The organism is Anabaena azotica SJ-1 (genome assembly GCF_047275885.1).
GTDB classification, from domain to species: domain Bacteria; phylum Cyanobacteriota; class Cyanobacteriia; order Cyanobacteriales; family Nostocaceae; genus Trichormus_B; species Trichormus_B azotica_A.
On record NZ_CP178454.1, the window covers coordinates 3,721,817 to 3,747,015 of the forward strand.

19 protein-coding genes are annotated in these 25,199 nt (G+C 41.5%); 12 read left to right on the forward strand and 7 right to left on the reverse strand.

All coding sequences use genetic code 11. The features are described from left to right. Positions 1-3: 3 nt before the first annotated feature. Together ACLLO5_RS16295 and ntcA are read right to left on the reverse strand one after the other, a co-directional pair. Positions 4-1,494, reverse strand: coding sequence for a DUF3084 domain-containing protein (locus ACLLO5_RS16295; protein WP_413171548.1), 1,491 nt, complete (start codon positions 1,492-1,494; stop codon positions 4-6). Between the two features lie 306 nt (positions 1,495-1,800). Next, the gene (gene ntcA, locus ACLLO5_RS16300) at positions 1,801-2,472 is read right to left on the reverse strand and encodes a global nitrogen regulator NtcA (protein ID WP_190564903.1); all 672 of its coding nucleotides are present in this window, start codon (positions 2,470-2,472) and stop codon (positions 1,801-1,803) included. A 471-nt stretch (positions 2,473-2,943) separates the two neighbouring features. On the opposite strand from ntcA, the gene fabI reads away from it, so the two are divergent. From fabI to ACLLO5_RS16320, 4 genes are all read left to right on the forward strand, one after another. After that, on the forward strand, positions 2,944-3,720 hold the full coding sequence (gene fabI / locus ACLLO5_RS16305) for an enoyl-ACP reductase FabI (protein ID WP_413171549.1): 777 nt from the start codon (positions 2,944-2,946) through the stop codon (positions 3,718-3,720). A 148-nt stretch (positions 3,721-3,868) separates the two neighbouring features. Then, positions 3,869-4,465: an imidazoleglycerol-phosphate dehydratase HisB gene (hisB, locus tag ACLLO5_RS16310; RefSeq protein ID WP_413171550.1), complete on the forward strand. Its 597-nt coding sequence runs from the start codon at positions 3,869-3,871 to the stop codon at positions 4,463-4,465. 133 nt (positions 4,466-4,598) lie between these two features. After that, positions 4,599-5,579 (forward strand): ABC transporter ATP-binding protein, encoded by a 981-nt coding sequence (locus ACLLO5_RS16315; RefSeq protein WP_413171551.1) that lies wholly within the window; start codon positions 4,599-4,601, stop codon positions 5,577-5,579. A 587-nt stretch (positions 5,580-6,166) separates the two neighbouring features. Beyond that, positions 6,167-7,603 (forward strand): polysaccharide biosynthesis/export family protein, encoded by a 1,437-nt coding sequence (locus tag ACLLO5_RS16320; RefSeq protein WP_413171552.1) that lies wholly within the window; start codon positions 6,167-6,169, stop codon positions 7,601-7,603. Positions 7,604-7,741: 138 nt separating this feature from the next. Here ACLLO5_RS16320 and psbC read toward each other — a convergent pair whose 3' ends face one another. After that, positions 7,742-9,127, reverse strand: coding sequence for a photosystem II reaction center protein CP43 (gene psbC, locus ACLLO5_RS16325; RefSeq protein WP_413171553.1), 1,386 nt, complete (start codon positions 9,125-9,127; stop codon positions 7,742-7,744). After that, positions 9,111-10,166 (reverse strand): photosystem II D2 protein (photosystem q(a) protein), encoded by a 1,056-nt coding sequence (psbD, locus tag ACLLO5_RS16330; protein ID WP_413171554.1) that lies wholly within the window; start codon positions 10,164-10,166, stop codon positions 9,111-9,113. The genes psbC and psbD overlap by 17 nt, the downstream gene beginning before the upstream one ends. A gap of 703 nt (positions 10,167-10,869) precedes the next feature. Between psbD and ACLLO5_RS16335 the strand changes: the two genes are divergently transcribed. From ACLLO5_RS16335 to ACLLO5_RS16365, 7 genes are all read left to right on the forward strand, one after another. Beyond that, positions 10,870-11,439: a photosystem I assembly protein Ycf4 gene (locus ACLLO5_RS16335; protein ID WP_413171555.1), complete on the forward strand. Its 570-nt coding sequence runs from the start codon at positions 10,870-10,872 to the stop codon at positions 11,437-11,439. A 303-nt stretch (positions 11,440-11,742) separates the two neighbouring features. Further along, a complete protein-coding gene (locus ACLLO5_RS16340) occupies positions 11,743-12,525 on the forward strand; it encodes a peptidylprolyl isomerase (protein WP_413171556.1) in 783 nt (260 codons plus the stop codon). 83 nt (positions 12,526-12,608) lie between these two features. Then, a complete protein-coding gene (locus tag ACLLO5_RS16345) occupies positions 12,609-13,763 on the forward strand; it encodes a beta-ketoacyl-ACP synthase (RefSeq protein WP_413171557.1) in 1,155 nt (384 codons plus the stop codon). Between the two features lie 323 nt (positions 13,764-14,086). After that, positions 14,087-14,890: a DUF928 domain-containing protein gene (locus ACLLO5_RS16350; RefSeq protein WP_413171558.1), complete on the forward strand. Its 804-nt coding sequence runs from the start codon at positions 14,087-14,089 to the stop codon at positions 14,888-14,890. 3 nt (positions 14,891-14,893) lie between these two features. Then, positions 14,894-17,119 (forward strand): CHASE2 domain-containing protein, encoded by a 2,226-nt coding sequence (locus ACLLO5_RS16355; RefSeq protein WP_413171559.1) that lies wholly within the window; start codon positions 14,894-14,896, stop codon positions 17,117-17,119. 189 nt (positions 17,120-17,308) lie between these two features. Further along, entirely contained in the window at positions 17,309-18,340 is a 1,032-nt protein-coding gene (locus ACLLO5_RS16360; RefSeq protein WP_413171560.1) for a zinc-dependent alcohol dehydrogenase, read from the forward strand. A 117-nt stretch (positions 18,341-18,457) separates the two neighbouring features. Continuing rightward, positions 18,458-19,069: a hypothetical protein gene (locus ACLLO5_RS16365; RefSeq protein ID WP_413171561.1), complete on the forward strand. Its 612-nt coding sequence runs from the start codon at positions 18,458-18,460 to the stop codon at positions 19,067-19,069. Positions 19,070-19,095: 26 nt separating this feature from the next. Here ACLLO5_RS16365 and ACLLO5_RS16370 read toward each other — a convergent pair whose 3' ends face one another. Then, positions 19,096-19,467 (reverse strand): Dethiobiotin synthetase, encoded by a 372-nt coding sequence (locus ACLLO5_RS16370; RefSeq protein ID WP_413171562.1) that lies wholly within the window; start codon positions 19,465-19,467, stop codon positions 19,096-19,098. Positions 19,468-19,634: 167 nt separating this feature from the next. Beyond that, positions 19,635-20,180 (reverse strand): GIY-YIG nuclease family protein, encoded by a 546-nt coding sequence (locus tag ACLLO5_RS16375; protein WP_413171563.1) that lies wholly within the window; start codon positions 20,178-20,180, stop codon positions 19,635-19,637. 297 nt (positions 20,181-20,477) lie between these two features. Here ACLLO5_RS16375 and ACLLO5_RS16380 point away from each other — a divergent pair, with 297 nt between their 5' ends. After that, positions 20,478-20,873, forward strand: coding sequence for a hypothetical protein (locus ACLLO5_RS16380; RefSeq protein WP_413171564.1), 396 nt, complete (start codon positions 20,478-20,480; stop codon positions 20,871-20,873). 104 nt (positions 20,874-20,977) lie between these two features. On the opposite strand, the gene ACLLO5_RS16385 is transcribed toward ACLLO5_RS16380, so the two are convergent. Next, on the reverse strand, positions 20,978-25,150 hold the full coding sequence (locus ACLLO5_RS16385; protein ID WP_413171565.1) for a DNA-directed RNA polymerase subunit beta': 4,173 nt from the start codon (positions 25,148-25,150) through the stop codon (positions 20,978-20,980). Positions 25,151-25,199: the final 49 nt, after the last annotated feature.

The window sequence follows — 25,199 nt, forward strand, 5'->3', positions numbered from 1 at the left end:
TGTTTAAGTGCTAAAAATAACTTGACCATTGAAAATTGCCACTAATTTTACTCTTAAAGGACCGGCTGTGTAGGTATCCTCCGCAGCTATAGCTTTAATTTCTAATGCTTGATTAGACTGTTGCAATTGGGCAAAAAAGCGCAAAAACGTACCTTCTATTTGTACGGTTTCGATAATTCCTGCATTGCGAGCGCGAAATTGGGAAGCAGAAATCAGCAGGTCTAGCCTTTGCCTTAATTGATATGATGTCATGTTTTTCATATCAGCCGCAGTTGTAGCCAGGATTTGACCCGTGGAAAATACCAATTGATTGCGCGTAGCATCAGCAAAAAATTCTATCTGCTTTTCTCCCCTAACGTAATTACCAGCAGAGAAGATTCGCACTACATATTCTCTGCCATCGTCGATTTGATTGATGAGTTGCTCAACTCTATCTTGAGTGACACGCAATAGTTCTGTATTGGCAGGATTAGAACCAGGTTCGCTTAATTCAATGTTGGCATTGCGGTTAGCTTCCTGCAAAATTTGGACTACTACCTGACGAGCCGCAGTAGGTTTATTGACTTGTACCACACCAGCAGCCAAAACTTGTCCACGAACTAAAGCCAATTTACCTAAACGCAAGTCACGATATGACTGGTAATATTTTTCCAGCCTTGCTACTTCTTGTTCTAAATAACCTTGCTGTTGTTCCAACTCTTTGAGACGAGATTCCCTAGTAGCAATTACTTGCTCCCGTTTTTTAATCTCTAGATTACGATTTTGAATTAGTTGATCTAATTTAGCAATTTTCTGATCACGTTTTTCAATAGCTTCTTGGCGATTAGCAAGTTCCTGATCGCGTTTTTCAATAGCTGTTTTTGCTTCGTCAATCGCTTTTTTCGCTTCTGCATATAGTCGCTGCCGTTCTGTCTTTAATTCTTCAACTGCTGTTTGCAATGCCTGACGTTGATTATAAAGGGTTTGTAGTTCAGTTCTAGCTTGTTGATACTGTATCACTACTTCACCAAGTCGGCTTTGAGTACCTTGCAGTTGAGCTTGGGTTTTAGCTTGTTGACTAATGGTGCGGTTGAGTTGAGCTTGTGTTATGCGTTGTTTAGCATTGACAGCTTGTAAAGACTGATTAATTTTTTGTAAATCTTGTTGTGCCTGAGTTTGTTCTTTTCTAGCTTCCGTCAGCTGTTTTTCTACCTGGCTTTTTTCCGTTTCTGCGGTTTTAAGTTGTTCTCGCTTGTTTCTCAGGTCTTTTTGAATATCCTCTAATTCAAATACGCCCTTCCGCAATCCTTCATCAGCAGCAAATAAAATTGCTAGGGTTGAGGCGGAAATTAAACCGCCAGTAAAAATAGTTACCAGCACCGCCGTATTTTTGGGACGCAGCTTAAACAGTGAGAGGCGTGCTTTGCCAACTCTTGTGCCGATGCGATCGCCCACTGTGGCAATCACACCTCCCAAAATCAAAATAGCTGCTATCAGGATGTACCCGGTGGTCATCTTTTAACTACCGTTCACGTAGTGTACCGGAGGCATAATGCTTCCAAATACAGCCTACTACTTTCAACGATTGTCTGTGGGGGAAAGGAGATTGGCAAAAGCAGAAATTAATCAATTTTTAAATTACCTCCAATTGTGTATATTTTTTCTGGAAATACCAGATGTGCCAATGTCCTCCCCCAGTTGTGATTACAGGGCATGAATAGAGAACAGTGATCAACTATGAAGCGGAGGATTTAAATCCCCCACCAACGCCTTGCAGCAATTGATGGGAGATTTAAACGAGTGTGATAAAACTGCTCACTCTTAAGTAAATTGCTTACTTAAGGTAACAGGCTTATGTACAGTAATCTTCTTCTTGTGGATGGAAATCATTTTTTTCTCGCGGAGGTCGCCAAGTAACCTGGTGACAGTAACACGAGTAGAACCAATTGCTTCAGCGATCGCCTGATGAGATAACTTCAAATCAATTGTGATCCCATCAGCACAAGGTACACCAAAATCTCGACAGAGAATTAATAAAAAACTCACCAACCTAGAACCCATATCTCGGTGAGCAAGAGTTTCAATCATCATCTCTGTCTGGAGAATACGGGAAGAAAGACCCCGTAGCATTAACATTGATAACTCTGGATTTTCCTTTAATGCTTGTTCAACTTGTTCAATTGGTGCAGATAGTAATTCTACAGCAGTAAATGCCACTGCATGGTAAAATCTATCTGACTTGTTACCCGTTAGCAATGACAACACACCAAAAACGCTATTTTCCCGTAGCAGTGCCACCGTTATTTCTTCTCCTGCCTCATATACCCTGGAAAGCTTCACAGCACCCTTGAGAAGAAAATAAACTCGTTCGGCGGGATCGCCGGGAAAAAAGATCGTTTTGTTGCGTTCAAACGTCTCCACAACCGGTGGAAAGGCTCCAGTTGCCATCTGACGAAAAACATTTGCTAGGGCTTTATCTTGTGTCACGATCATCTCCCTTCCCCTACCCAATGCCGGAAAAATAAAAACTGATTACCTAAGAATACACCTGAAAAATCAAGAAAGCACCGTCAACCTTTCTGTTTTTTCCTATACTCAAATCTACCACTTTATCTTTATTTGTTTATCATGATACCTAATTCTTGTTATTTTTAGCCATCAGTTATTGATAAGTAGTTTCAGAGGCTCAACTTAAAAGGTTTTTTGGGTAAAAATTTCTAATATCTTTATAACTTCTTAATCAATGAGGAGAAAATTTGTTGCACTCAACACCCTAACTAGAAAATAAGGTACGGGGTAAGAGGAAAAGCTTAAGGGGTAAAAGAAATATCTATATTCATGCATTGTGCTTACCCAGTTGATGAAGACTACTTAATTGTTTTTTTCAAAATCACATTCCTAACAAAGTCAAAATATGCTCAGATTCTAGTATGCTCCTAATGATTGATCACATTAACAATTTCTATGCTGAATCTGTCCGGAAAAAATGCCCTAGTAACAGGTATTGCCAATAACCGATCCATCGCGTGGGGAATTGCCCAACAACTCCATCAAGCAGGTGCTAACTTGGGCATTACCTACTTGCCAGATGAAAAAGGCAAATTCGAGAAAAAAGTAGCAGAATTAGTAGAACCACTTAAACCAAGCTTATTCCTGCCCTGTAACGTCGAGAATGACGAGCAAATTCAAGCTACGTTTGAAACTGTACGTCAGCAGTGGGGAAAACTAGACATCCTCATTCATTGTCTAGCTTTTGCTAATAGAGATGACTTAACTGGAGATTTTAGTCAAACCTCTCGTTCTGGTTTCAATAAAGCTTTGGAAGTAAGCACTTATTCACTAGTTCAGTTAAGTGGTGCTGCTAAACCTTTGATGACAGAGGGTGGTAGTATCGTTACTCTTACGTATTTGGGTGCAGTTCGGGCAATTCCTAACTATAACATCATGGGTGTAGCCAAAGCTGGATTAGAAGCAAGTGTTCGTTACCTAGCCGCAGAACTTGGTCCCCAAAATATTCGTGTTAATGGTATTTCCGCAGGACCAATCCGCACTTTGGCATCTTCAGCAGTAGGCGGTATTCTGGATATGATTCATCATGTTGAAAAAGTTGCTCCCCTACGTCGCACCGTCACACAGATCGAAGTAGGGAATACAGCAGCTTTCTTATGCAGCGATTTGTCTAGCGGTGTGACTGGGCAAATTCTGTATGTAGATGCAGGATATGAAATCATGGGGATGTAGGGAATAGGAGTTCAGGAGTTCAGGAGTATGGCTAACGCCACGCTTCGCTATCAGGAGTTGAGGAGTTCAGGAGAAAGCAGATTGTTCTTTTCTCTGTCTCCTCTTCCACTAAGTTGCTCCATGTCAAATGACTAATGATTAATGACCAATGATTAACAATCGCATTGCTACAGTTCACCGCACTACTGGGGAAACTGATATCCAAGTCACCATTAACCTTGATGGTACAGGCATTTGCAAGGCTGCTACCGGGATTCCTTTTTTGGATCATATGTTGCATCAAATTGCCTCTCATGGGCTGTTTGACTTGGATATTCAAGCCAAAGGTGATTGGGAAATTGATGACCACCACACCAATGAAGATGTGGGTATTACCTTGGGTCAAGCTTTACATCAAGCACTAGGTAATAAAAAAGGTATTGTCCGCTTTGGTAATTTTCTTGCACCTCTTGATGAGGCTTTAATTCAGGTGGCTTTAGACTTTTCTGGAAGACCTCACCTCACCTATGGTTTACAAATTCCTACTCAACGGGTAGGAAATTATGATACTCAACTGGTGCGGGAATTTTTTGTAGCTTTGGTAAACCATAGCCAAATGACCTTGCATATTCGCCAACTAGATGGTATTAATTCCCATCATATTATCGAAGCAACTTTTAAAGCTTTTGCTAGAGCTATGCGAATGGCTGTAGAAATTGATCCTCGTCGTGCTGAGACTATTCCTAGTTCTAAGGGAGTGTTATAAGTTACCACTATCAGAATCCAAAAGCATACTCTATTAGCGATAATTGACAGAGCCTGTAGTGCTGGTTATTATCGTCTTACTTAATTAACCTGTAATTAATCACACCTAGCCAGGAATTGGTCATTTAACCACCATGAATTCTGTTGCAGAAACCCCTGAACCTCAACTGAATCCTGTAGATCAACCACCAGTAGTCTTAACTTCTGAGTTGCGAAAAGTCTATCGCACTGGTTTTTGGCTGAATCAAAAAGTTGTATCTCTCAAAAACTGTTCTTTACAAGTTTACCCAGGACAAACCTTTGGTTTGCTAGGACCCAATGGTGCTGGTAAAACAACACTGTTAAAACTGTTACTAGGAATTATCCGTCCTTCTTCTGGTAGGGGTTTATTATTGGGTAAGCCACTAGGCGATCGCTCTGTGAAGCAACGTATTGGCTATTTACCAGAAAATCCCTATTTATACGACTATCTTACTGGTTGGGAATTTTTGGAATTAGCTGCTGGTTTATTCCAAATTTCCCACAAAGTTCAACGTCAACGTATTCCCCAATTGCTAGAATTAGTCGGTTTATCCCAAACTGACGCTCGCAAAAAACAAATGCGGCGTTATTCTAAGGGTATGCTTCAGCGTGTTGGTATGGCGCAAGCATTAATTAACGATCCCGACTTAGTATTTCTAGATGAACCTATGTCTGGACTTGATCCTTTAGGACGCTACCAAATGCGAGAAATTATTCTTGCACTCAAATCTGAGGGAAAGACCATATTTTTCAACAGTCATGTGTTGAGTGAAGTAGAACAAATTTGCGATCGCATAGCCATCCTACATCGAGGAGAATTAATTTGCTCTGGATCTCTTAATGAACTCTTAGATACCCAAAACACATATCATGTTAAGGGTCAAGGAGGCGATACAGAACTTCTCAAACAAAGGATACCCGATCTAGAATTTGAGCCTAATGGTGATTGGCACGGCATATTACAAGATGATTACTATGATTTTCTTGCTAGTCTTCGGTTAATGGGAGGTAAAATCATCACCATAAACTTAACTCATCAATCTTTAGAAGAGTTCTTTATCCAACAGATCCAAAAACAAAACTTGCCATTGTAAGTATTCAGCCCTGTTGTTGATAGTTAGTCAAACAAGACTATTGGCTTTTGACTTTCGCCTTGCGGTACTAGTTTGTAGGATGTGGGGAGAAAACAAAAAATTGACTTTTTTTACACCCGCAAGAGAAAGCACTTTGGGGTCATAGTCACCGCTAATTTTTTTCTCCACCCTGGCACTAACAACCTTTTTATTGATACCTTAATTGAATTTTCTCTAAATAACTAAAAGTAGTTTTAGCTACTTAAATTAGTTTAAGAATTAATTCAAAATTTCCTATTGATAGATATTAATTAGAGGATGATTGCATAAACCAGAAAAGTATTGGCAATATAAATATAAACTTTGATTCTTAACTATTGACTATAGTCATAAAACTTGCTCTAATCATAAACAATTAATGTATTTCACTTAGTTCAGCTTTAAATTAGCTTCACTCAAAATTCTGAATGCCTCATTAAATTAGATCCGGAAAATCAAGATTACTTACGAAAATAACAGTATTGAGGAACTTGAATAATTAAGTATAGTCAACGGTAAAATGTTTAGACAATACTTTACAGATCCTAGTCTCACAGTCTCAGGTAAATATGCTTAATATACATTTGTGGAAAATTTTCAGTCATTCAACTACAGCTGTAGTTTTATTAACAACAGTTAATATTGCTTTACCATCTGTCAGCCTAGCCCAGACACAAAAAGTATCAGCAGCCTCAACTATATCCACAGATTACTTATTAGGCGGTGGCGATCGCATTCGTGTCAATGTCTTTGAAGTACCAGAATATACAGGCGAATACCAAGTCCCCCCTGGTGGTGCGATTAATTTGCCCTTAATTGGCAGCATATCCGTTCTGGGATTAACAACAGAACAGGCAGCAGACGAAATAGCTAGAAAATATGCTCGTTTTCTGAAACGTCCACTGATTTCCGTGAATTTGTTATCATCTCGTCCTATTAATGTTTTCGTAGCCGGAGAAGTAACAAGACCAGGATCTTACACCCTCAGCTTACAGGGAAGTGGAGGCGATAATCCTGGTGTACAATACCCGACCGTATTAGCTGCCCTGACTACAGCCCAAGGGGTAACACTAGCAGCAGATGTAACCAAAGTACAATTACGCCGTAAAATAGGACGTTCTGGTGAACAAGTAGTTAGTTTTAACTTAAAAGAAATCACCCAAACAGGGAAAATACCCCAAGATATTACCTTACGGGATGGAGATACCATAGTTGTTCCCACCGCCACAAACTTTAACGTTGCTGAAGCCCGAAATTTATTTGCTGCTAACTATGCAGCCAGTCAAAACGCACCTCGCACAGTAGCAATTACAGGACAAGTTTACCGCCCCGGTTCTTATCTAGTAACACCAGGTTCTTCCACTGCGGAAGGAGGTACTGTAGCCCCTGGAAGTGGCTTACCAACAGTAATGCGAGCGATTCAACTAGCTGGAGGAATTACATCACTAGCTGATGTAAGAAGTATTAAAATCCGTCGTCCTACAAGAATTGGCTCAGAACAAAGCTTAAATGTTAATCTCTGGGAATTGCTGCAAACTGGGGATCTTAATCAAGACGTGGTGTTGCAAGATGGAGATACAATTGTCGTCCCCACAGCAACTGAGATTAACACATCAGAAGTGACCCAATTAGCTACCACTACTTTGTCACCTGCAACTATTCAAGTTGGGGTAGTAGGAGAAGTCAAAAAACCTGGATTAACAGCTTTACAACCCAATAGTTCTTTAAATCAGGCTTTGCTGGCTGCTGGAGGTTTCAATGATGCTAGAGCCAGTAGTGCTGCTGTAGATTTGATTCGTCTCAACTCCAATGGCACCGTTAGTAAACGGGTAGTAAAAATAGATTTCTCAAAGGGAATTAATGACGAAACTAACCCTATACTTCGCAATAATGATGTTGTCGTAGTTAGCCGTTCTGGTATTGCTAAGACTAGTGATACAGTCAATACTGTAGCCGGACCTTTAGGTACTGTCTTGGGTATTGTCAGGTTGTTTTTTGGATTCTAGATTTCTTTTCATCATCAAAATACAGAATTTAAGCCTGCTCATGCAGGCTTGTTTTTTTAGCCATAAAAAAACTCTTGCTGTGGAGCAAGAGCTGGAAATTAATTGATTGTCAGTGATGAAATAACCAAAAGCAACAATCTAGTCAAGATCCTTCATGTTGTATGCTGGTTCGTTCTCACGATCAATACCTCTCTCAAAACCACCAGCAGCCGCACGAGCGCGTCCTGCGTGCCACAAGTGACCAATGAGGAAGAAGAAACCTAACACGAAGTGAGAGGTAGACAACCACGCACGAGGAGATACATAGTTGAAAGAGTTGATTTCAGTCGCCACACCACCTACAGAGTTCAAAGAACCCAGAGGAGCGTGAGTCATGTATTCAGCAGCACGACGAGCTTGCCAAGGCTGAATATCATTCTTGATTTTTTCGAGGTCAAGACCGTTAGGACCACGGAGAGGCTCTAACCAAGGACCACGGAAATCCCAGAAGCGCATGGTTTCACCACCGAAGATGATTTCACCTGTAGGAGAACGCATCAGGTATTTACCAAGACCTGTAGGACCTTGAGCAGAACCAACGTTAGCGCCTAAGCGTTGGTCACGAATCAAGAAAGTTAAAGCTTGTGCTTGAGAAGCTTCAGGACCAGTAGGACCGAAGAATTCACTGGGGTAAACAGTGTTGTTGTACCAAACCATGATGGAAGCGATAAAGCCCATCAAGGAAAGAGCGCCCAAGCTGTAGGAAAGGTAAGCTTCACCAGACCAGATGAAAGCGCGACGCGCCCAAGCAAAAGGCTTAGTGAAGATGTGCCAAATACCACCGGAAATACAAATTAAAGCAATCCAGATGTGACCGCCAATAACATCTTCCATGTTATCAACACTAACAATCCAGCCTTCGCCACCGAAGGGAGCTTTAATTAGATAACCAAAGATGATAGCTGGATTGAGTGTGGGGTTAGTAATAACACGCACATCACCACCACCGGGTGCCCAAGTATCATAAACACCGCCGAAGAACATGGCCTTTAACACTAACAGCAACGCACCACATCCTAAGATGATCAGGTGGAAGCCGATGATGTTGGTCATCTTGTTCTTGTCTTTCCAGTCGTAACCGAAGAAGGAAGAATACTCTTCTAATGTTTCTGGACCGCGAACGGCATGATAAATACCGCCAAAACCCAGTACAGCAGAGGAAATTAGGTGCAGTACACCAGCAACAAAGTAGGGGAAGGTGTCGATTACTTCACCACCAGCACCAACGCCCCAACCTAATGTAGCGATGTGAGGCAGAAGAATCAAGCCCTGTTCGTACATAGGCTTTTCTGGGATAAAGTGAGCAACTTCAAATAAAGTCATTGCTCCAGCCCAGAAGACGATTAAACCAGCATGAGCAACGTGAGCGCCAAGTAGTTTACCGGATAGGTTGATTAAACGAGCGTTACCGGACCACCAAGCAAAACCGCTTGATTCTTGGTCGCGGCCACCGCCTATAACTGATCTATTAGAGAGCGTTACCACGTGGTAGTACCTCCTCTGGGAATACGAACTGTTCGTGGGGTTGGTCTTGAGGAGCCATCCAAGCGCGGATACCCTCGTTCAACAAAATATTTTTGGTATAGAAAGTTTCAAACTCTGGGTCTTCTGCTGCCCGTAATTCTTGGGAAACGAAGTCATAAGCCCGTAGGTTTAATGCTAAACCCACAATTCCGACTGCGCTCATCCACAAGCCTGTGACTGGGACGAACAACATGAAGAAGTGTAACCAGCGTTTGTTGGAGAAGGCAATCCCGAAAATCTGTGACCAGAATCGGTTTGCTGTCACCATGGAGTAGGTTTCTTCCGCTTGGGTGGGATTAAATCCGGGGAAGGTGTTTGAGCCTTCGCCATCTTCAAACAGGGTGTTTTCTACGGTTGCACCATGTATTGCAGATAGCAATGCTCCACCTAAAATACCCGCTACACCCATCATGTGGAAGGGGTTGAGTGTCCAGTTGTGGAAACCTTGTAGGAACAATAGGAAACGGAAGATTGCCGCTACTCCAAAGCTGGGTGCAAAGAACCAGCTAGATTGTCCCAAAGGATACATCAAGAAGACGCTGACGAATACGGCGATTGGTCCTGAGAAGGCTAGAGCGTTGTAAGGACGAATCCCTACTAGTCTGGCAATTTCAAATTGGCGCAACATGAAGCCGATTAGTCCGAATGCTCCGTGTAATGCCACAAATGGCCATAAGCCACCTAGTTGAAACCAACGAGTTAAGTTACCTTGTGCTTCTGGTCCCCATAGCAACAACAGGGAATGTCCCATGCTGTCTGCTGGTGTGGATACTGCTACTGTTAGGAAGTTTGCTCCTTCTAGGTAGGAGGATGCTAATCCGTGGGTGTACCAGGAGGTGACGAAGGTTGTACCGGTTAGCCAGCCGCCTAGTGCTAGGAAGGCGCAGGGGAATAGTAATATTCCTGACCAACCTACGAATACGAAGCGATCGCGCTTCAACCAGTCGTCTAGTACGTCAAACCACCCTCTTGACGGGGCGCGTCCAACTGCGATGGTCATTGAACTAAAATCCTCTTGTTTACTAAAATTGCTACGTTTTTAAGGCTGCGCTTTGATCAGATTTTCTGATTTGGAGCGAATACCACGAGGAATTAAACGTTTTTTTGACACTTTTAGCCACTTAACAAGCGCCTAAAATTTTGAGAAATCAACGCCTTACTAGTTGAGCGTTTCTCATGATTATGCCATTACGCCAACCACTAACTAATAATCTAAGTTGTGGTAACTTAATGATTCTTAACTTATCACATTAATTCAGGGTTTGCGCTGGAGATACGCAGGTAAATTACGCATTAAGGATATTAAATATAATGAATATCAGAATTTTAACAATCTGACACAACTTTTCTCAGAAATCTTTTTCAGGATAGAGGGAACAGGGAACAGGTGACAGGGAACAGGGAACAGGTGACAGGGAACAGGGAACAGGGAACAGGGGACAGGTGACAGGTGACAGGTGACAGGTGACAGGTGACAGGTGACAGGGGACAGGGGACAGGTGACAGGTGACAGGGGACAGGTGACAGGGAACAGGGAACAGGGAACAGGTGACAGATGACAGGGGACAGGTGACAGGGAAGGTTAATAACCCAATTACCAATTACCAATTACCAATTACCAACCCCCCCCATTGATAACTTGCAATTCAGACGGCTGAAGTGGCAGACTTTGAATGAGAATATCTCATGGCCAAGGTAGTTCTATGACGGCTTCAACAAAGATTAATATAGGCGATGGCCTCTTGCATCAAAATGTCCTCGGTTCTCGTCGGTTTAGTAACTACTGGTGGGCAACTATTGTTAGCTTGGGAGCATCTGGCTTTTTGTTGGCTGGTATTTCCAGCTACCTAAAAGTTAATTTACTCATAGTTACTGATCCAACTCAACTGATTTTTGTCCCTCAAGGATTGGTGATGAGCTTATACGGCATGGCGGGCGTGCTGTTGGCTTTATACTTGTGGCTGGTTATTTTATGGGATGTCGGTGGCGGTTACAACGAATTCAATCAAGAAACTGGTAAATTCAAAATCTTTCGCTGGGGTTTTCCTGGTAAAGACCGTCAAATTGAAATTGAAAGTCGCATCCAAGATATACAATCTGTCCGTATCTCCATTAAGGAAGGTCTAAATCCCCAACGCGCACTTTATCTCAGGGTTAAAGGACGACGGGATATTCCTTTGACAAGGGTGGGTCAACCTTTATCTTTAGCTGATTTGGAAACTCAAGGTGCCAAGTTAGCTCGCTTTTTGGGTGTACCCTTGGAAGGATTGTAGATTTTAGATTTTGGATTTTGGATTCAAAACAAGGTGATTTGCTGTAAATAATTTATTTCTTGTCTTCCATGTTTCATGTTCCAAAATCCAAAATTACCGAAAAATGGGTTCAAAGCCCTGTCCTACAAGGACGGCTCTCTGATACAATAGTGCAAACAGTCAAGGTATTGTTCTGTTGGGCGAGATAGTGTAAGACGGTATGAAACTGCAACTGTTGTTTGAATCCAGAATCTCCGCACTTTTAGGACGGGGATTATGTCAATAAGAGAAGCTAAGATACTCTGGTTGAATCAGTAACTGGCAATGCGGTTAAAATTTTCACAATTTTTAATGCTTCTGTTGATGATCGGTGGTTTGATGTTAGGAGGATGTTCAACAGAGAAAGTAGTTTCTAATACATCTCCAGCTTCGACGGCTACCTCAAAGGCAACTGAGGCAAGTTCCAAGTCGACTGCTGAAGCAAAAATATCAGAAACTAGTAGTGAGAGTATTCCTGGAATGAAAGATTTACCACGGCTCGAAGGTAAAGCTACTGTGGTAATCACAGTTAAAGGCGCACCAATCACTATCGAAGTAGATGGTGTTAATGCTCCCATTACTGCTGGCAACTTTGTTGATTTGGTGCAGAAGGGTGTTTACGATGGTTTGGCATTCCATCGGGTAGTGCGTGATCCTCAACCATTTGTGGTTCAAGGTGGTGATCCTCAAAGTCGAGATCCCAAAGTTCCCGCAAATAGTTTGGGAACTGGTGGTTACATAGACCCAAAAATAGGAACTGAACGCCGTATCCCACTGGAAATTAAGCCAGAGGGGGCAGAAAAACCTGTTTATGGTCAAACAATTGCTCAAAAACCTGTTTTGACACACAAGCAAGGTGCAGTAGCTATGGCACGATCGCAAATGCCTGATTCTGCTTCTTCCCAGTTTTATTTTGCTCTAGCGGATCTGGGTTTTCTCGATGGTAGCTACGCGGTGTTTGGTTATGTCACTGATGGCTTTGATGTAGTTAATAAAATTGAGCAGGGCGATCGCATTGATTCTGCCAAAGTAACTAAAGGTGCTGAAAACTTAAAATCTCCTAAGTAGTCAGTAGTTAGTTGTCAGTGGGAATAAACCTGCTGACAACTGCTAAAATCCAAAATCTAAAATCTAAAATCTAAAATCTAAAATTGGTTAGGGTTGTTGTCACTGGTATTGGTTTAGTTTGTGCTTTAGGTAAAAGCTTGGAAGATAGCTGGCAAAATTTACTATCTGGTACAACGGGAATTAAATTACATCAACCATTTCCAGAACTTTCAAAAATTCCTTTAGCTTTAATCGGTGAAACCCCATCTGATTTGAGTACCCTGACTCAGATGGTTGTTAATTCTGCTTTAGAAGATGCTAAACTAGCAGCGCCTTTGATTGATTGTGCAGTGGTAATTGGTTCTAGCCGTGGTTATCAAGGGTCTTGGGAAAAGTTAGCGCGACAAATGTATGGCAAAGATACCCGCGAACTATCCTTAAAATTAGAAGATTGGTTACATACCTTACCGCAAATGAATGCGATCGCCGTAGCTAGACAAATCGGTGCAGCAGGGATGGTTTTAGCCCCAATGGCGGCTTGTTCTACGGGGATTTGGGCAATTGCCCAAGCAGCAATGTTAATTCAAACTGGTCAATGTCAAAGAGCGATCGCAGGTGCAGTGGAAGCACCAATTACCCCTCTGACCATTTGTGGATTTCAGCAAATGGGGGCTTTAGCCAAAACAGGGGCTTATCCCTTTGATGTCCACCGAGAAGGTTTGGTATTAGGTGAAGGTGGGGCTGTATTGGTTCTCGAATCTGCGGACTTGGTAAAACAACGTCAAACAAAACCAGAAAATATTTATGGAGAAATTCTGGGTTTTGGCTTGACAGCAGACGCTTTTCATGGGTTTCAACCAGAACCAGAAGGGAAAAGTGCGATCGCAGCTATCCAGCAATGTTTAAAACGCAGTCACTTAACACCAACAGATATTGACTACATTCACGCCCATGGTACAGGTACTATCCTCAACGACCTCATAGAAAGCAAAATAATTCAACATTTATTTCCCCCAACAGTAGCAATTAGTTCCACCAAAGGTAGTTCAGGTCATACACTCGGAGCATCAGCAGCTTTAGGTGTAGCTTTTGCACTCATGAGTTTAAAGTATCAAAAATTGCCCCCTTGCGTGGGATTACAGCAACCAGAATTTGATTTAAATTTTGTCACCACAGCAAAAGAGACAAAAATCTCCCATATACTCTGTTCCAGCTTTGGTTTTGGCGGACAGAATGCAGTTATCGCTTTAAGTAAGTAGTGGCAATTTGATTGCTGAGTGCTAAATTTAAAGTTGGTAACAGAAACATTGCGGATAAATATTTCGTCTTGTCAAGCATTAAGCACCATCTTAAAAATCATCCAATTAACAAAGATAGTTCGTAAATCAATATGAACACATTGTAATTAAATGATATTGTATCTTTTCCTTCATCTCCCTGACCAATAATTCTTTAATAGTACAAGCCCCCAAATTTATCCGTGGGGTAAATCCAAGATCGTTCGACTGAGACTCCCGCAAGTCCAAAATCGAATCACGTAACGTGCATCTATCACAATAATCAATCAAGGGGATATTCAACAATGAAATGGCTTCAGGCATCTATATCTTTTCTAGTATTTTCTTTATCTTTATATTCCCAAGTACCATCGGTACTAGCTCAATCATATTCCAACACCAAAACTAAGCAAATAAGTCAAAAATTGCCAACTTCAATAGATAATCAGTCCAAACTTCCAGCCCTTGGTTTTGCAGCTAGATTTAAACCGCCAGTAGATGATCAACCTAATCCTCCAACAGTTGGAGCAGCAACTCGTGGTTCTTCATGCCTCAAAAATCAACAGGAAATAACAGCCTTAATTCCTGCCAATAAATCAGCACTGACCTTAAATGAACATCCTACATTTTTTTGGCACATACCCCAAATTTCCGAGCAAACTGCTGAATTTGCTCTCATCAATGATGCCGAAGAGAAAGTAATTTATAAAACCAATTTAACCTTACCTAAACAACCAGGAATAATCAGCTTTACCCTACCTAAAAATGCACCCGAACTAACAATAAATACAACTTATCGTTGGTATTTAACCCTAATTTGTGATGAAGAAGACTCTAGCAAAAATCCTTATGTAGAAGGTTTTGTTAAACGAATTCCAGCAAATTTACCATTATCAGAGTCCTTAGTCAATGCAGATTTACTCCAGAAATCTACTTTCTATGCACAAGCTGGAATTTGGCATGAAGCACTATCTTCTTTTGTGGAACTACGTTGTACTGAGCCTAATAACCAAATAGTCAAAATACATTGGAGACAATTTTTAGACTCAGTGGGATTAAATAATATTGCATCTGAACCATTAGTGGATTCTTGCACGACCAAGAATTAATCAATGAATTTCATTCTAGATAATTTAAAAAAAAGTCTATGGGAATGGCGTGGCGTTTTAATTGCTGTTCCCAATGTCACATTTATTGTGATTGCACTACGTTTCACTGGATTACTTCAATCTTTAGAATTAACAGCATTAGATCAATTGTTTCTACTCCGTCCACAAGAACCAATTGATAATCGCATTGTCATAGTCGAAATTAATGAAAAAGATATTAATAATCAAAAAAGCTGGCCTATTTCTGATGCGGTCATGACCAAATTATTAAAAAATATCAAACAGCAACAACCAAGGGCTATAGGTTTAGATATTTATCGTAATTGGCCAGTTAATCCAGGATATACAGAACTGGTTAAATTATTTGAATCTACACCTAATTTGATTGGCATTGAAAAAGTATTAGAAAATAGGGATAGTTCTTTAGTACAAGCATCGCCTATTTTAAAAAAACTTCAACAAGTGGGAGGAAATGATATGCCTCTTGATGGAGATGGTAAAATCCGTCGAGGAATGTTGTATTTATATTTAAATGAAAATGATTATATCGAAAGTCTTAGCCTCAAGTTAGCACTATTATATTTAAAAGCAGAAGGAATTACTGAAAAAGCAGCAACAACTAACCCCAAATACTTACAACTAGGTAAGGGTATTTTCCCCAGATTTAAGAATAATGATGGTGGTTACGTTAGAGAAAAATCTGGTAGCTACCAAATACTATTAAACTATCGAGGAACAATGCAAAAATTTGTCAAAGTTTCTTTCACAGATGTATTAGAAAACAAAATTGACACAAATTTAATGTTAGGAAAAGTGGTAATAATTGGTTCAACTGCGGAAAGTTTAAGAGATAGCTTTTTTACACCTTATAGTAGTAAATTATTTGCAGATACACCACGAATGGCAGGTGTAACAATTCACGCTAATTTAACCAGTCAAATTTTGAGTTCGGCTATAGATGGTCGTCCACAAATTAAATCTTGGTCTGAGTTTGAAGAAGGACTGTGGATTTTATTATGGTCTATGATTGGTTCTATATTATTTTGGCAGCAACGCCATAATATATTTTTGATTACTGTTAGTTTTGTGCTGACTGGTAGTGCATTGATAATCTGTTGCTTCTTAGCATTTTTAGCTGGCTGGTGGATTCCTTTGATTCCACCAATATTAGCTTTAGCAGGATCAACTGTGATTATTACCCAATATATTTTTCAGAGTGCAGTCAATATGCAAAAAACTTTTGGGCGTTATCTTACAGATGAAGTTGTCACTAATTTAATAGAAACGCCTTCTGGTTTAAAGTTAGGAGGAGAACGGAGAAAAGTTACAATTTTAGTATCTGATGTTAGAGGATTTTCCGCTATTTCTGAAGAATATCCTCCTGAACAAGTAGTAGAAATTCTAAATCTTTATCTGGAAGTAATGACAGATGTAATTAATCAGCACAAAGGTACGATTAATGATTTTATGGGTGATGGTATTTTGGTGATGTTTGGAGCGCCTATCAGTCGTGAAGATGATTCTCAAAGAGCAATTGCTTGTGCTGTAGCCATGCAGTTGGCAATGCAAAAAGTGAATGAAAAAAATCAGCAAATGAATTTACCCATTCTAGAAATGGGAATCGGTATTAATACAGGAGAAGTTGTAGCCGGAAATATTGGTTCTCAAAAACGGGCTGAATATACTGTAATTGGTAGTCATGTGAATTTAGCTGCTCGGATTGAATCATATTCTGTAGGAGGACAGATTTTAATTTCTGAGTATACTTTATTGGATGCCAATATTGATTTGAGAATTGATAGTAAATCACAGGTAGAACCAAAAGGAATTAAACATCCGATTACTATTTATGAGATTGGTGGTATTGGTGAAAAATATAATTTATATTTACCTAAAGTTGATGAAGATATAGAGCTTTTGAGTGATGAATTACCTGTAGAATTTATTGTTTTACATGGTAAACAAGCAGATGGTCAATTATTACCAGGGGTGTTAGTTGGTTTGTCTGAAAATGGCGCACAACTGTGCTGTAAATATGATTTGGAATCATTAACTAATATTAAGCTAAAATTATTAACAGAAACGGCAATATTTACCGAAGAACCAGATATATATGCCAAAGTTGTGAAAAAATTTGATGTTCCAGAAAATCATTTTTTAATTCGGTTTACAGGAATTCCTCCCAAGGGGCTGAAACGACTCAGAAAAGTCCGTCAGAGTTTGGCTTAAAGGTGACGGTGTCAGGAGTTCAGAATTCACGAGAGTTTAACTTATTAAGTCTTGGGCGAATTACACCTCTTAAAGGAAAATTTATCAGAAAATAGGCTAAAAACACATCTTATGGATTGAGAAACGATGCTCAAATTTTCCACAATATCCTGTAAAATCGGTTAGCAGCTAATTCATGGGTGAAAAGCTTTGTTAGCAGCTTTACTTTACGGACAGGAAGATTTACGCCTAGAGCAAGTCCCTGAACCAACTCCAGACGATGGGGAAGTGGTGATCAAAGTGGGTGCAGCTACCACTTGCGGTACAGATTTAAAGGTTTGGCGGCGTGGTGGTCATGCGAAAATGTTGACTCCCCCAACATTGTTTGGTCATGAAGCGGCGGGAACAATTGTAGCTGTGGGTGCTGGTGTGGCTAATTGGCAGGTGGGTAACAGAATTGTTGCTAATAATTCTGCACCATGCATGAAATGTTTTTTTTGTCAACGCCAAGAATATTCCCTTTGTCCAAATTTGACATGGAATAATGGTACTTTTGCGGAATATTTGAAAATTCCTGCACCGATTGTCCAGCATAATATGTTGCCAATTCCCAATCAGTTACCCTTTGAATTGGCAGCCATGACTGAACCTTTAGCCTGTGTTTTGCATGGTTTGGGGCGTTCTCATGTCAAACCTAACAACCGGGTAGTTGTGCTGGGAGATGGAGCAATTGGCTTAATGTTTGTGGCGGTTTTAGCAGCGGAAACTCAAGCTGAGGTATTGCTGTGGGGAGGTAATGACCGACGGTTAGAAATTGGCAAAAAATTGGGTGCGGCACAGGTTTTTAATTATCATCAAGTCGCTGATATTCCTGGTGTAGTCAAGGAGTTAACTGAAGCTTGGGGTGCGGATGTGGTGATAGAAGCGACAGGAGTTCCGAGTGTATGGGAAGTGGCGATCGCTTGCGCCCGTCCTGGTGCAACTGTCAATTTATTTGGTGGTTGTCCCAAAAATACAACGATCACCGTAAATACCGAACAGCTACATTATAGTGAATTAACTCTCAAAGGCGTATTTCACAATACACCAGAATATGTAAGACTGGCATTGTCACTGATAGCCAGTAGGAAAATTCCTTTCGAGTTGCTAATAAGTGAACGGCGACCATTACAAGATTTAGAACAGGTGTTTGCTGATATGAAAGCCCGCAAAGTTATTAAGGTGGCAATGTTACCTTCTTAGGGTAATTATTTTAGCTTTACAGACCTGACGAAAAGCTAAATCTTGAGATAAAGTTTAATCCTATGGAAAACTCATGGAAAACTATTTTCAATGGCGATGTTATTCCTGAATAGGAAAATGCTAAAAAAATATTTGCGTAATTTTTTAATTTCCTCTTGTTCGATTATACCTTGCTTATCTGTAGGAATACTCCTGAATTATCCAGTTCAAGCTTTACCTGGAGAAAGCACAGAGGAAGTAACGACCTGGATTCAAGGCCATCCTACCCTTCGTCCTCGAAGCGGGGAAAAACTATTTGTCAGTAAAAGTGACACAGCTGCTCAAAGATTCACTTTTCAAGCTTCGGTATTGCCTCCAGGTAAGGTAACATTTACCAAAGACCGCAGCACAATACGCACTGAACGCCTCAGTATGTATGATGGTGTGAATGGTGTTACCATTGAGCGTCTTCAGGAATCTTTACGGGTCATTTATGGTTTGGATATTTATCAAGACTATAATCGCGCTCAGGTAGTTTACAGCTATCCTAATCAGAGTGCAATTAATCAAGCTCGTTTAGCAAAAACACCAATTCGGGAAGCATTGAAGGGAGAGTTACGATTAGGCGATCGCTACGCCTATTGGATAGAAATTGCTAAACCCAGAGAGGGTAAAGCTTTGACTGGACAAATTACAGTTTTTCTGAAATCTGACCTAGATAAATTAGAAGCAGAACTGAGAACCCGTTAGCTTAACTAAGGATGTAGGTTTTTGAATCATCCTTCATCCTTCACCTTAACTCCCAAAGTTAAAGTTTGCCATTTGCCGCAAAAAATACTTTCAGCAGCTAAGGAAATACGTTGCAAATCCTCCTGCAACAATGGCGGCCAGTCAACACCAGCTTTGCGTCCTGTCGCAAATAACTGTAAACCTCTAATACCTAATTTATATAAAGCAAAAGCCAGTTCTTTATCCAAACCAGGAGCATCTTTTAAAGCTTCAAATACCACCTTTAACGCTAACAAAATTGAGGTAATTTGACCAGGTACTGGTGGTTTTCCTTGTTTAAGATGATTTAACAAGGCATCTGAGTTTTCCTCGTTAGTTGTTTGGTCTATGATTAGTTTTCGCGCTATTTCGTAGTTCATGTAGGAAATGGGGAATAGGGGCAGAGAGCATTGGAAATACGGTTCAGTTAAGGAAAATTATCTATTTAGTCAATCTGGGGAAGCAGAGGCAAAATAGGCTTATCTAAACCGTATTGAGAGCAAAGGGAAAAATGAGGAATTATTCCAATTACTAATTATCTTTTTCGTTATTTCAAATCCAGCAAACCTTCTTCTTTTAATTTAGGATTAAAACGAATTTGAGTTTTCAAACCCCGTATTTTTAATACCTCTAAAATTTCAGCTTCAACACGCCGAGCTACATTTTTAATAAGTTTCATTTTTACTAAATCATCAATTAAGGGATTTTGATAATTAGTCTTTTCCTCATCTGTCATTAATGCCAGACTATTAATAGGATTAATCCATTTTTCTTTATTTTCAGCAGATGCTAAACCAACAGAACCATTTTCAGATATCCAAGCATTTTCAATATTTTCTAAAAGCGTGCGATTAGGACGTTCAATAGTTTGTACCTTCACCCAATAACATTCATCTGGTTGACGGACTAAATGTTGCTTCAGACTGAGATAAACATCACGAGAATAGCCAACAAATTGGAGAATTTTTTCTTGGTTAAAAATAGCATAAACTCCTATTTGACCTTGGAATTGTTCTGGTAATTCACCAACATCATCAATATAAGCAACATATTCTAGACTGGCTAAAGTAGGAAGATTAGTTTCAGTAGTCATAATCGAAATTTAAAATTTACTAAAATTTACTAAAATTTGTTATTTGTCTCAGTAGTTGATAATTTTAGTAAAACATAAAATTAGTCTCTTGGATGATCGTAATTATGTCAGTCCTGTAAAAACGATCCCAAAATCAAGAATTTTGAAGTTTAACAGAGTTTTAAGAATAAAAATAGAGAAAACTACTATTATTACCAAATTAAACTTTAAATCTGGTTTAAACTGAATTTGTATACTTAGTGTTCACTTATAACTGAATGTAATTTTTCATCCACCTTAAATTTTATCAAGTTAATTATGAAATTTTCACTTTTAGCCTTAACCATGATCGGTTCAATATCTGGGTTAGGTGTAATCATCGCTATTGCTCCCGGTGCTTATGCTAACCCAAAACCAATTCCTGCGATCGCAGATCAAAAAAGTCAGTCGGCTAATTTAGTAACAGAAGCTGCCACACTTACTAATCAGTGGAATACTGTAATTGATAATACAAATAATCCTAATGCAAGTTTGAGAGTAACTGATCCAGAATGTAAGAAAATCAACCCGTTGGAGTATATTAAAAATCCAGAGACATTTTTCCAACCATGTTTGGCGACAACTGGCTCAAATCTTCAAAGTCATGAACCAATTGAGTATTTAAAAGTTCCTCGACTTGATTCAGGACTAAGTGTGACTGTAACGAATTTTTGATCAAATTCTGTCAACCTCTAAAAAAAGGCAAAAGAATTTAATCTTTTGCCTTTCAGATTATTGCCTTTTACCTCAAATGAGACTATCGTGGGCGATCGACTTTATTATTCATAGTAATCATCCTCTTCTTCCTCATCGTCTTCCTCATCATCATCAACAAGGTCGCTGACCTCATCTGCAATCAAATCATCATCATCCAAAATAGACCTTTCTCCCCGTCTACCACCATAGCTACCATCTCCCAAACCAGGAGTATCTAAGCTATAAAGTTTCGCAGTACGGTCATCTAGCACCATATCCAACGGGTCATCAACCTCATCCAAAACCCCAGTACCCAAATCAGTACCATAGTCCTCAATGGTGCTGGGTTCATCATAAGTGTTGTAACCAGTACCAGCCGGAATCAACCGCCCAATAATCACATTTTCCTTCAGACCACGCAGCCAATCAGACTTGCCCTCAATGGCTGCTTCAGTTAGCACCCTGGTGGTTTCTTGGAAAGAAGCCGCAGAAATAAAGCTATCGGTGTTCAACGATGCCTTAGTAATCCCCAACAACACAGGAGTATATTGAGCCTTGGCACCACCGGTAATGGACATAGCCTCATTCACCTGTTCCACCTGGCGCAATTCCACCAACTCACCCGGTAACATGGTCGTATCACCACCATCATCAATGCGGACTTTGTTGGTCATCTGCCGGACAATCACCTCAATGTGCTTGTCAGCAATATCAATGCCTTGGGACTGATACACCATCTGCACCTCATTCACCAAAAAGCTTTGTACCTTCTGCAAAGCATGGCTGGCACAGGCATAAATACCATCATCAGAACCGAGACTAAAGAAAATTTCCAAAATCTCGTGGGGGTTGGAGGGTCCATCTGTCAGGGGTTGACCAGCCAAAACATGAGCGCCATCAGGAATCATCAAGTTTTGTCCAGGGCCAAGGGGATAGTCTGTCACCACACCATTGGATTCCACAACTTTGATGGCATAAGCTTCTCGTGAAATTAATGCCTCATCACCATCACCATAGACCACCTTCACTTCCCCAGGACGACGGCACAAAATACAGGCTTCCTTGGGTTTACGGGCTTCTAGCAATTCCTCAATCCGGGGCAAACCTTGAATAATGTCTCCGGTCTTGGCACGTTCAAACACCAACAACACCAAGTTGTCACCCCGTTGCACCAAGTCCCCATCTTCAATTTGCAACACTGCACCAGGACTGACTCGGTAGGGACGACCAACTCTTAAAGTGATGGAGTAAGAGGCAGGGGAAGCAGGGGAAGCAGGGGAAGCACTTTCTCCTTTACTGTCACCTGTAACCTGTAACCTGTAACCTTTACTGTCACCTGCTTTCACAGAAACAACTTGTCCCGATTCTGGTGCAAATACACCAGGGGCAATTTCTGAACCTTCTACCAACAGGTCGCCTTTTTTCACCTTGGGAGCAGTAGTGCTGGAGATGGAGATCATGTCGCTGTCGCGCAGCACCAAACAGCGTCGTACCGCTTCTGAACCCTTGCGGACACCACGGACTACACCGCCGTCCTTACACAAAATCTGTGTCCTTGCTACCACAGCCCCAGGGGCAATGGTTAACCCATCTTCCACTTCTAATGTGGTTTGGGTGCTGCCTTGGGTGGCATCAGCGGTGATATCTCGCCGCACCACCAAAGATTCCAAAATCACCAACTGCAATCTTTGAACCTCAGAGTTTTCTGTATCTGGCACCAGTTCAATATCCGCAGCCAGAGGTGAGGCGTTGTGGTCTTGTTCCCCTTCCTGCTCAATTTCCAACACCAGTTGAGTCCGCAGCAGTTCCACTCCTTCTACAGATTTCACCCGTTCGGAATCCTTGTAGGGCAAACGCTGCACCGCCCGCAACTGAATGGAACGGCCTGTTTGTTGACTGACTGAAGTCGAAGGAACATCGGGATTGTTGGGGACATCAAATTCAATTACCGGACGGCTTAATAATGCCGGGCCTTCTGGTGACTCTATGTACTGGATATATCGCAGTTCGGTGGCAACTGTGCCTTGGAACTCTTCCCCTGGTTGCACAAAGGTGTTATCCCTGCCCAAAACCGCCTCTGGATCATCCACCATCAGCAGTTCACCGGGTTTAATCACCACTTCTCTGAGGATGTCGTTTTTCTGGGTAACTTCAATTACTCCGCTGGTTTGACAGAAAATCTCTCTCACCACTTCTGTTCCAGCTTCTACATACTGCCCATCTTCCACCAACAACAACGAAATGTCTTTGTTGACTTCGTGGGTTTCTTCAGGAATCCACAGCAGTGTGCCACCGGTGACTACTTCATAACCTAATTTAGCCTTGCCTTTTTTCTGGACTTCAATGCCAGCAAACTTCAAGAACCCGCCGGTGGTGGTGCGATAACGGTCATCTATCAATTCCGCCACCACCTGTCCATTTTGTACCTTTGTCCCCGGTGTCGCCCGGAGGTTAAAGGTTTGGGAAGAAGGTGACAGTCCAGAGGTGACAGGTAAAAGTGAAGAATTATCTTCCTCTTCTGGTGACTCCTGACTCCTGACTCCTGACTCCTTTCCTGTATGAATCAAATAATGATTGCGTCCTTGGGAACTCTGGACTGTAACCGTGGCTTCGTCTAGGACTACGGAGGCGGTGATAATTTCAATTTCTCTGGTGGCCTTGCCAGGAATGGCTTCTGGTAGACGCACTACCCCACCGTGGACACTGGTTAATTTGGTTTCGGCTAAGACTCCATTGGCAGCGATCGCATCGCCATTATTCACTACCAATTCTGCACCCGGTGGCAAGTTATACACTTCCCCAGACAGAATCCAAATCAAACCCCCTCTAGAGGCGGTGGTGGTGGTGTTGCCTTGACGGTCGGTTTTTTGTTCTGCTACTACATCGGCAAACTGCACTTCTCCAGCCAGGTCAGAAGCCACATCTTTGACGGCTTTTTCTGTATTCGCTCTGGCGGTTCTACCTCCCAGTGCCACCTCTGCCAACAACTGTAACGCTTTTACCTGTTGACCGGGAGTAATATATACCGTTGAACCTTGGGTAATGGAAATTTCTTGATTTTCCACCCCTGGATTTTTGGCTTCTATAATTAACGTCCCGTTGGTTTCGGCATAGAGGGCATCTTCACCGTGGCGGGTACGATAGGGACGGGTTTTCAGCTTGCGAGAAATTTTCACCGCCCCATCAATTTTGGATCTCACCTGTTGTGCCACTTCCCCAGTGAAAACCCCCCCGGTGTGGAAAGTCCGCATGGTTAACTGGGTACCAGGTTCACCAATACTTTGGGCGGCAATAATTCCCACCGCTTCACCCAAATCCACCATTTTGGCGTGTGCCAAACTCCAACCATAACAATGTTGACACACAGAACGGGCAGCTTCACAGGTCAGAGGCGATCGCGCGATCACTTCCTTCACCCCAGACTTGCCAATCACCGCGGCCAAATCATCAGAAATCGGAGTATTACGGGGTGCAATCACCTCTCCAGTCACTGGATGTACCACATCTTCTCCCACTACCCGCCCCATCAATCTGGTAGCGAGGGGAATCAACACCTTTGCCCCTTCCGTCATATCCCGCAAAGGAATGCCCCTGGTTGTGCCACAGTCAAATTCCCGAATAATCACATCTTGGGATACATCCACCAACCGTCTGGTCAAATAACCAGAGTCCGCAGTCCGGAGAGCAGTATCTACTAGTCCCTTCCTGGCACCATAACTAGAAATAATATATTCTGTAACTGTTAAACCTTCTCGGAAATTGGTCTTAATTGGTAAGTCAATAATCTCCCCTTGGGGATCTGCCATCAGTCCCCGCATCCCCACCAACTGCCGCACCTGAGAAATATTTCCCCGTGCGCCCGAAAAGGCCATCATATACACCGAGTTGAGGGGATTGGTTTGTTTGAAGTGAGCAACCACCTCATCCTTCAGGCTTTCGGAGGTACTGTTCCAGGTATCAATTACCTTCTGGAAACGTTCCACTTCCGTAATTTCCCCCCGTTTAAACCGGGCTTCTGTGCTGAGAATTTCCGTTTCCGCAGCTTCCAGCAGCGATTTCTTGGAAGGCGGCACCATCAAATCATCCACACTAATAGAAACCCCGGCTTTGGTAGCATACCGAAAACCCAAGTCTTTCAGCTTATCCGCCATCACCGCCGTCCGCGCTGTCCCATAGTGGGTAAACGCCCAGGAAATTAAGTTTCTCAGTTGACCCTTGTTAACGACAAGGTTACGGAAAATCATTTTTTCAGTCATAAGAAGAAGTTCAGGAGTTACAGGAGTTCAGTAGGGGCGGGATTTCCCC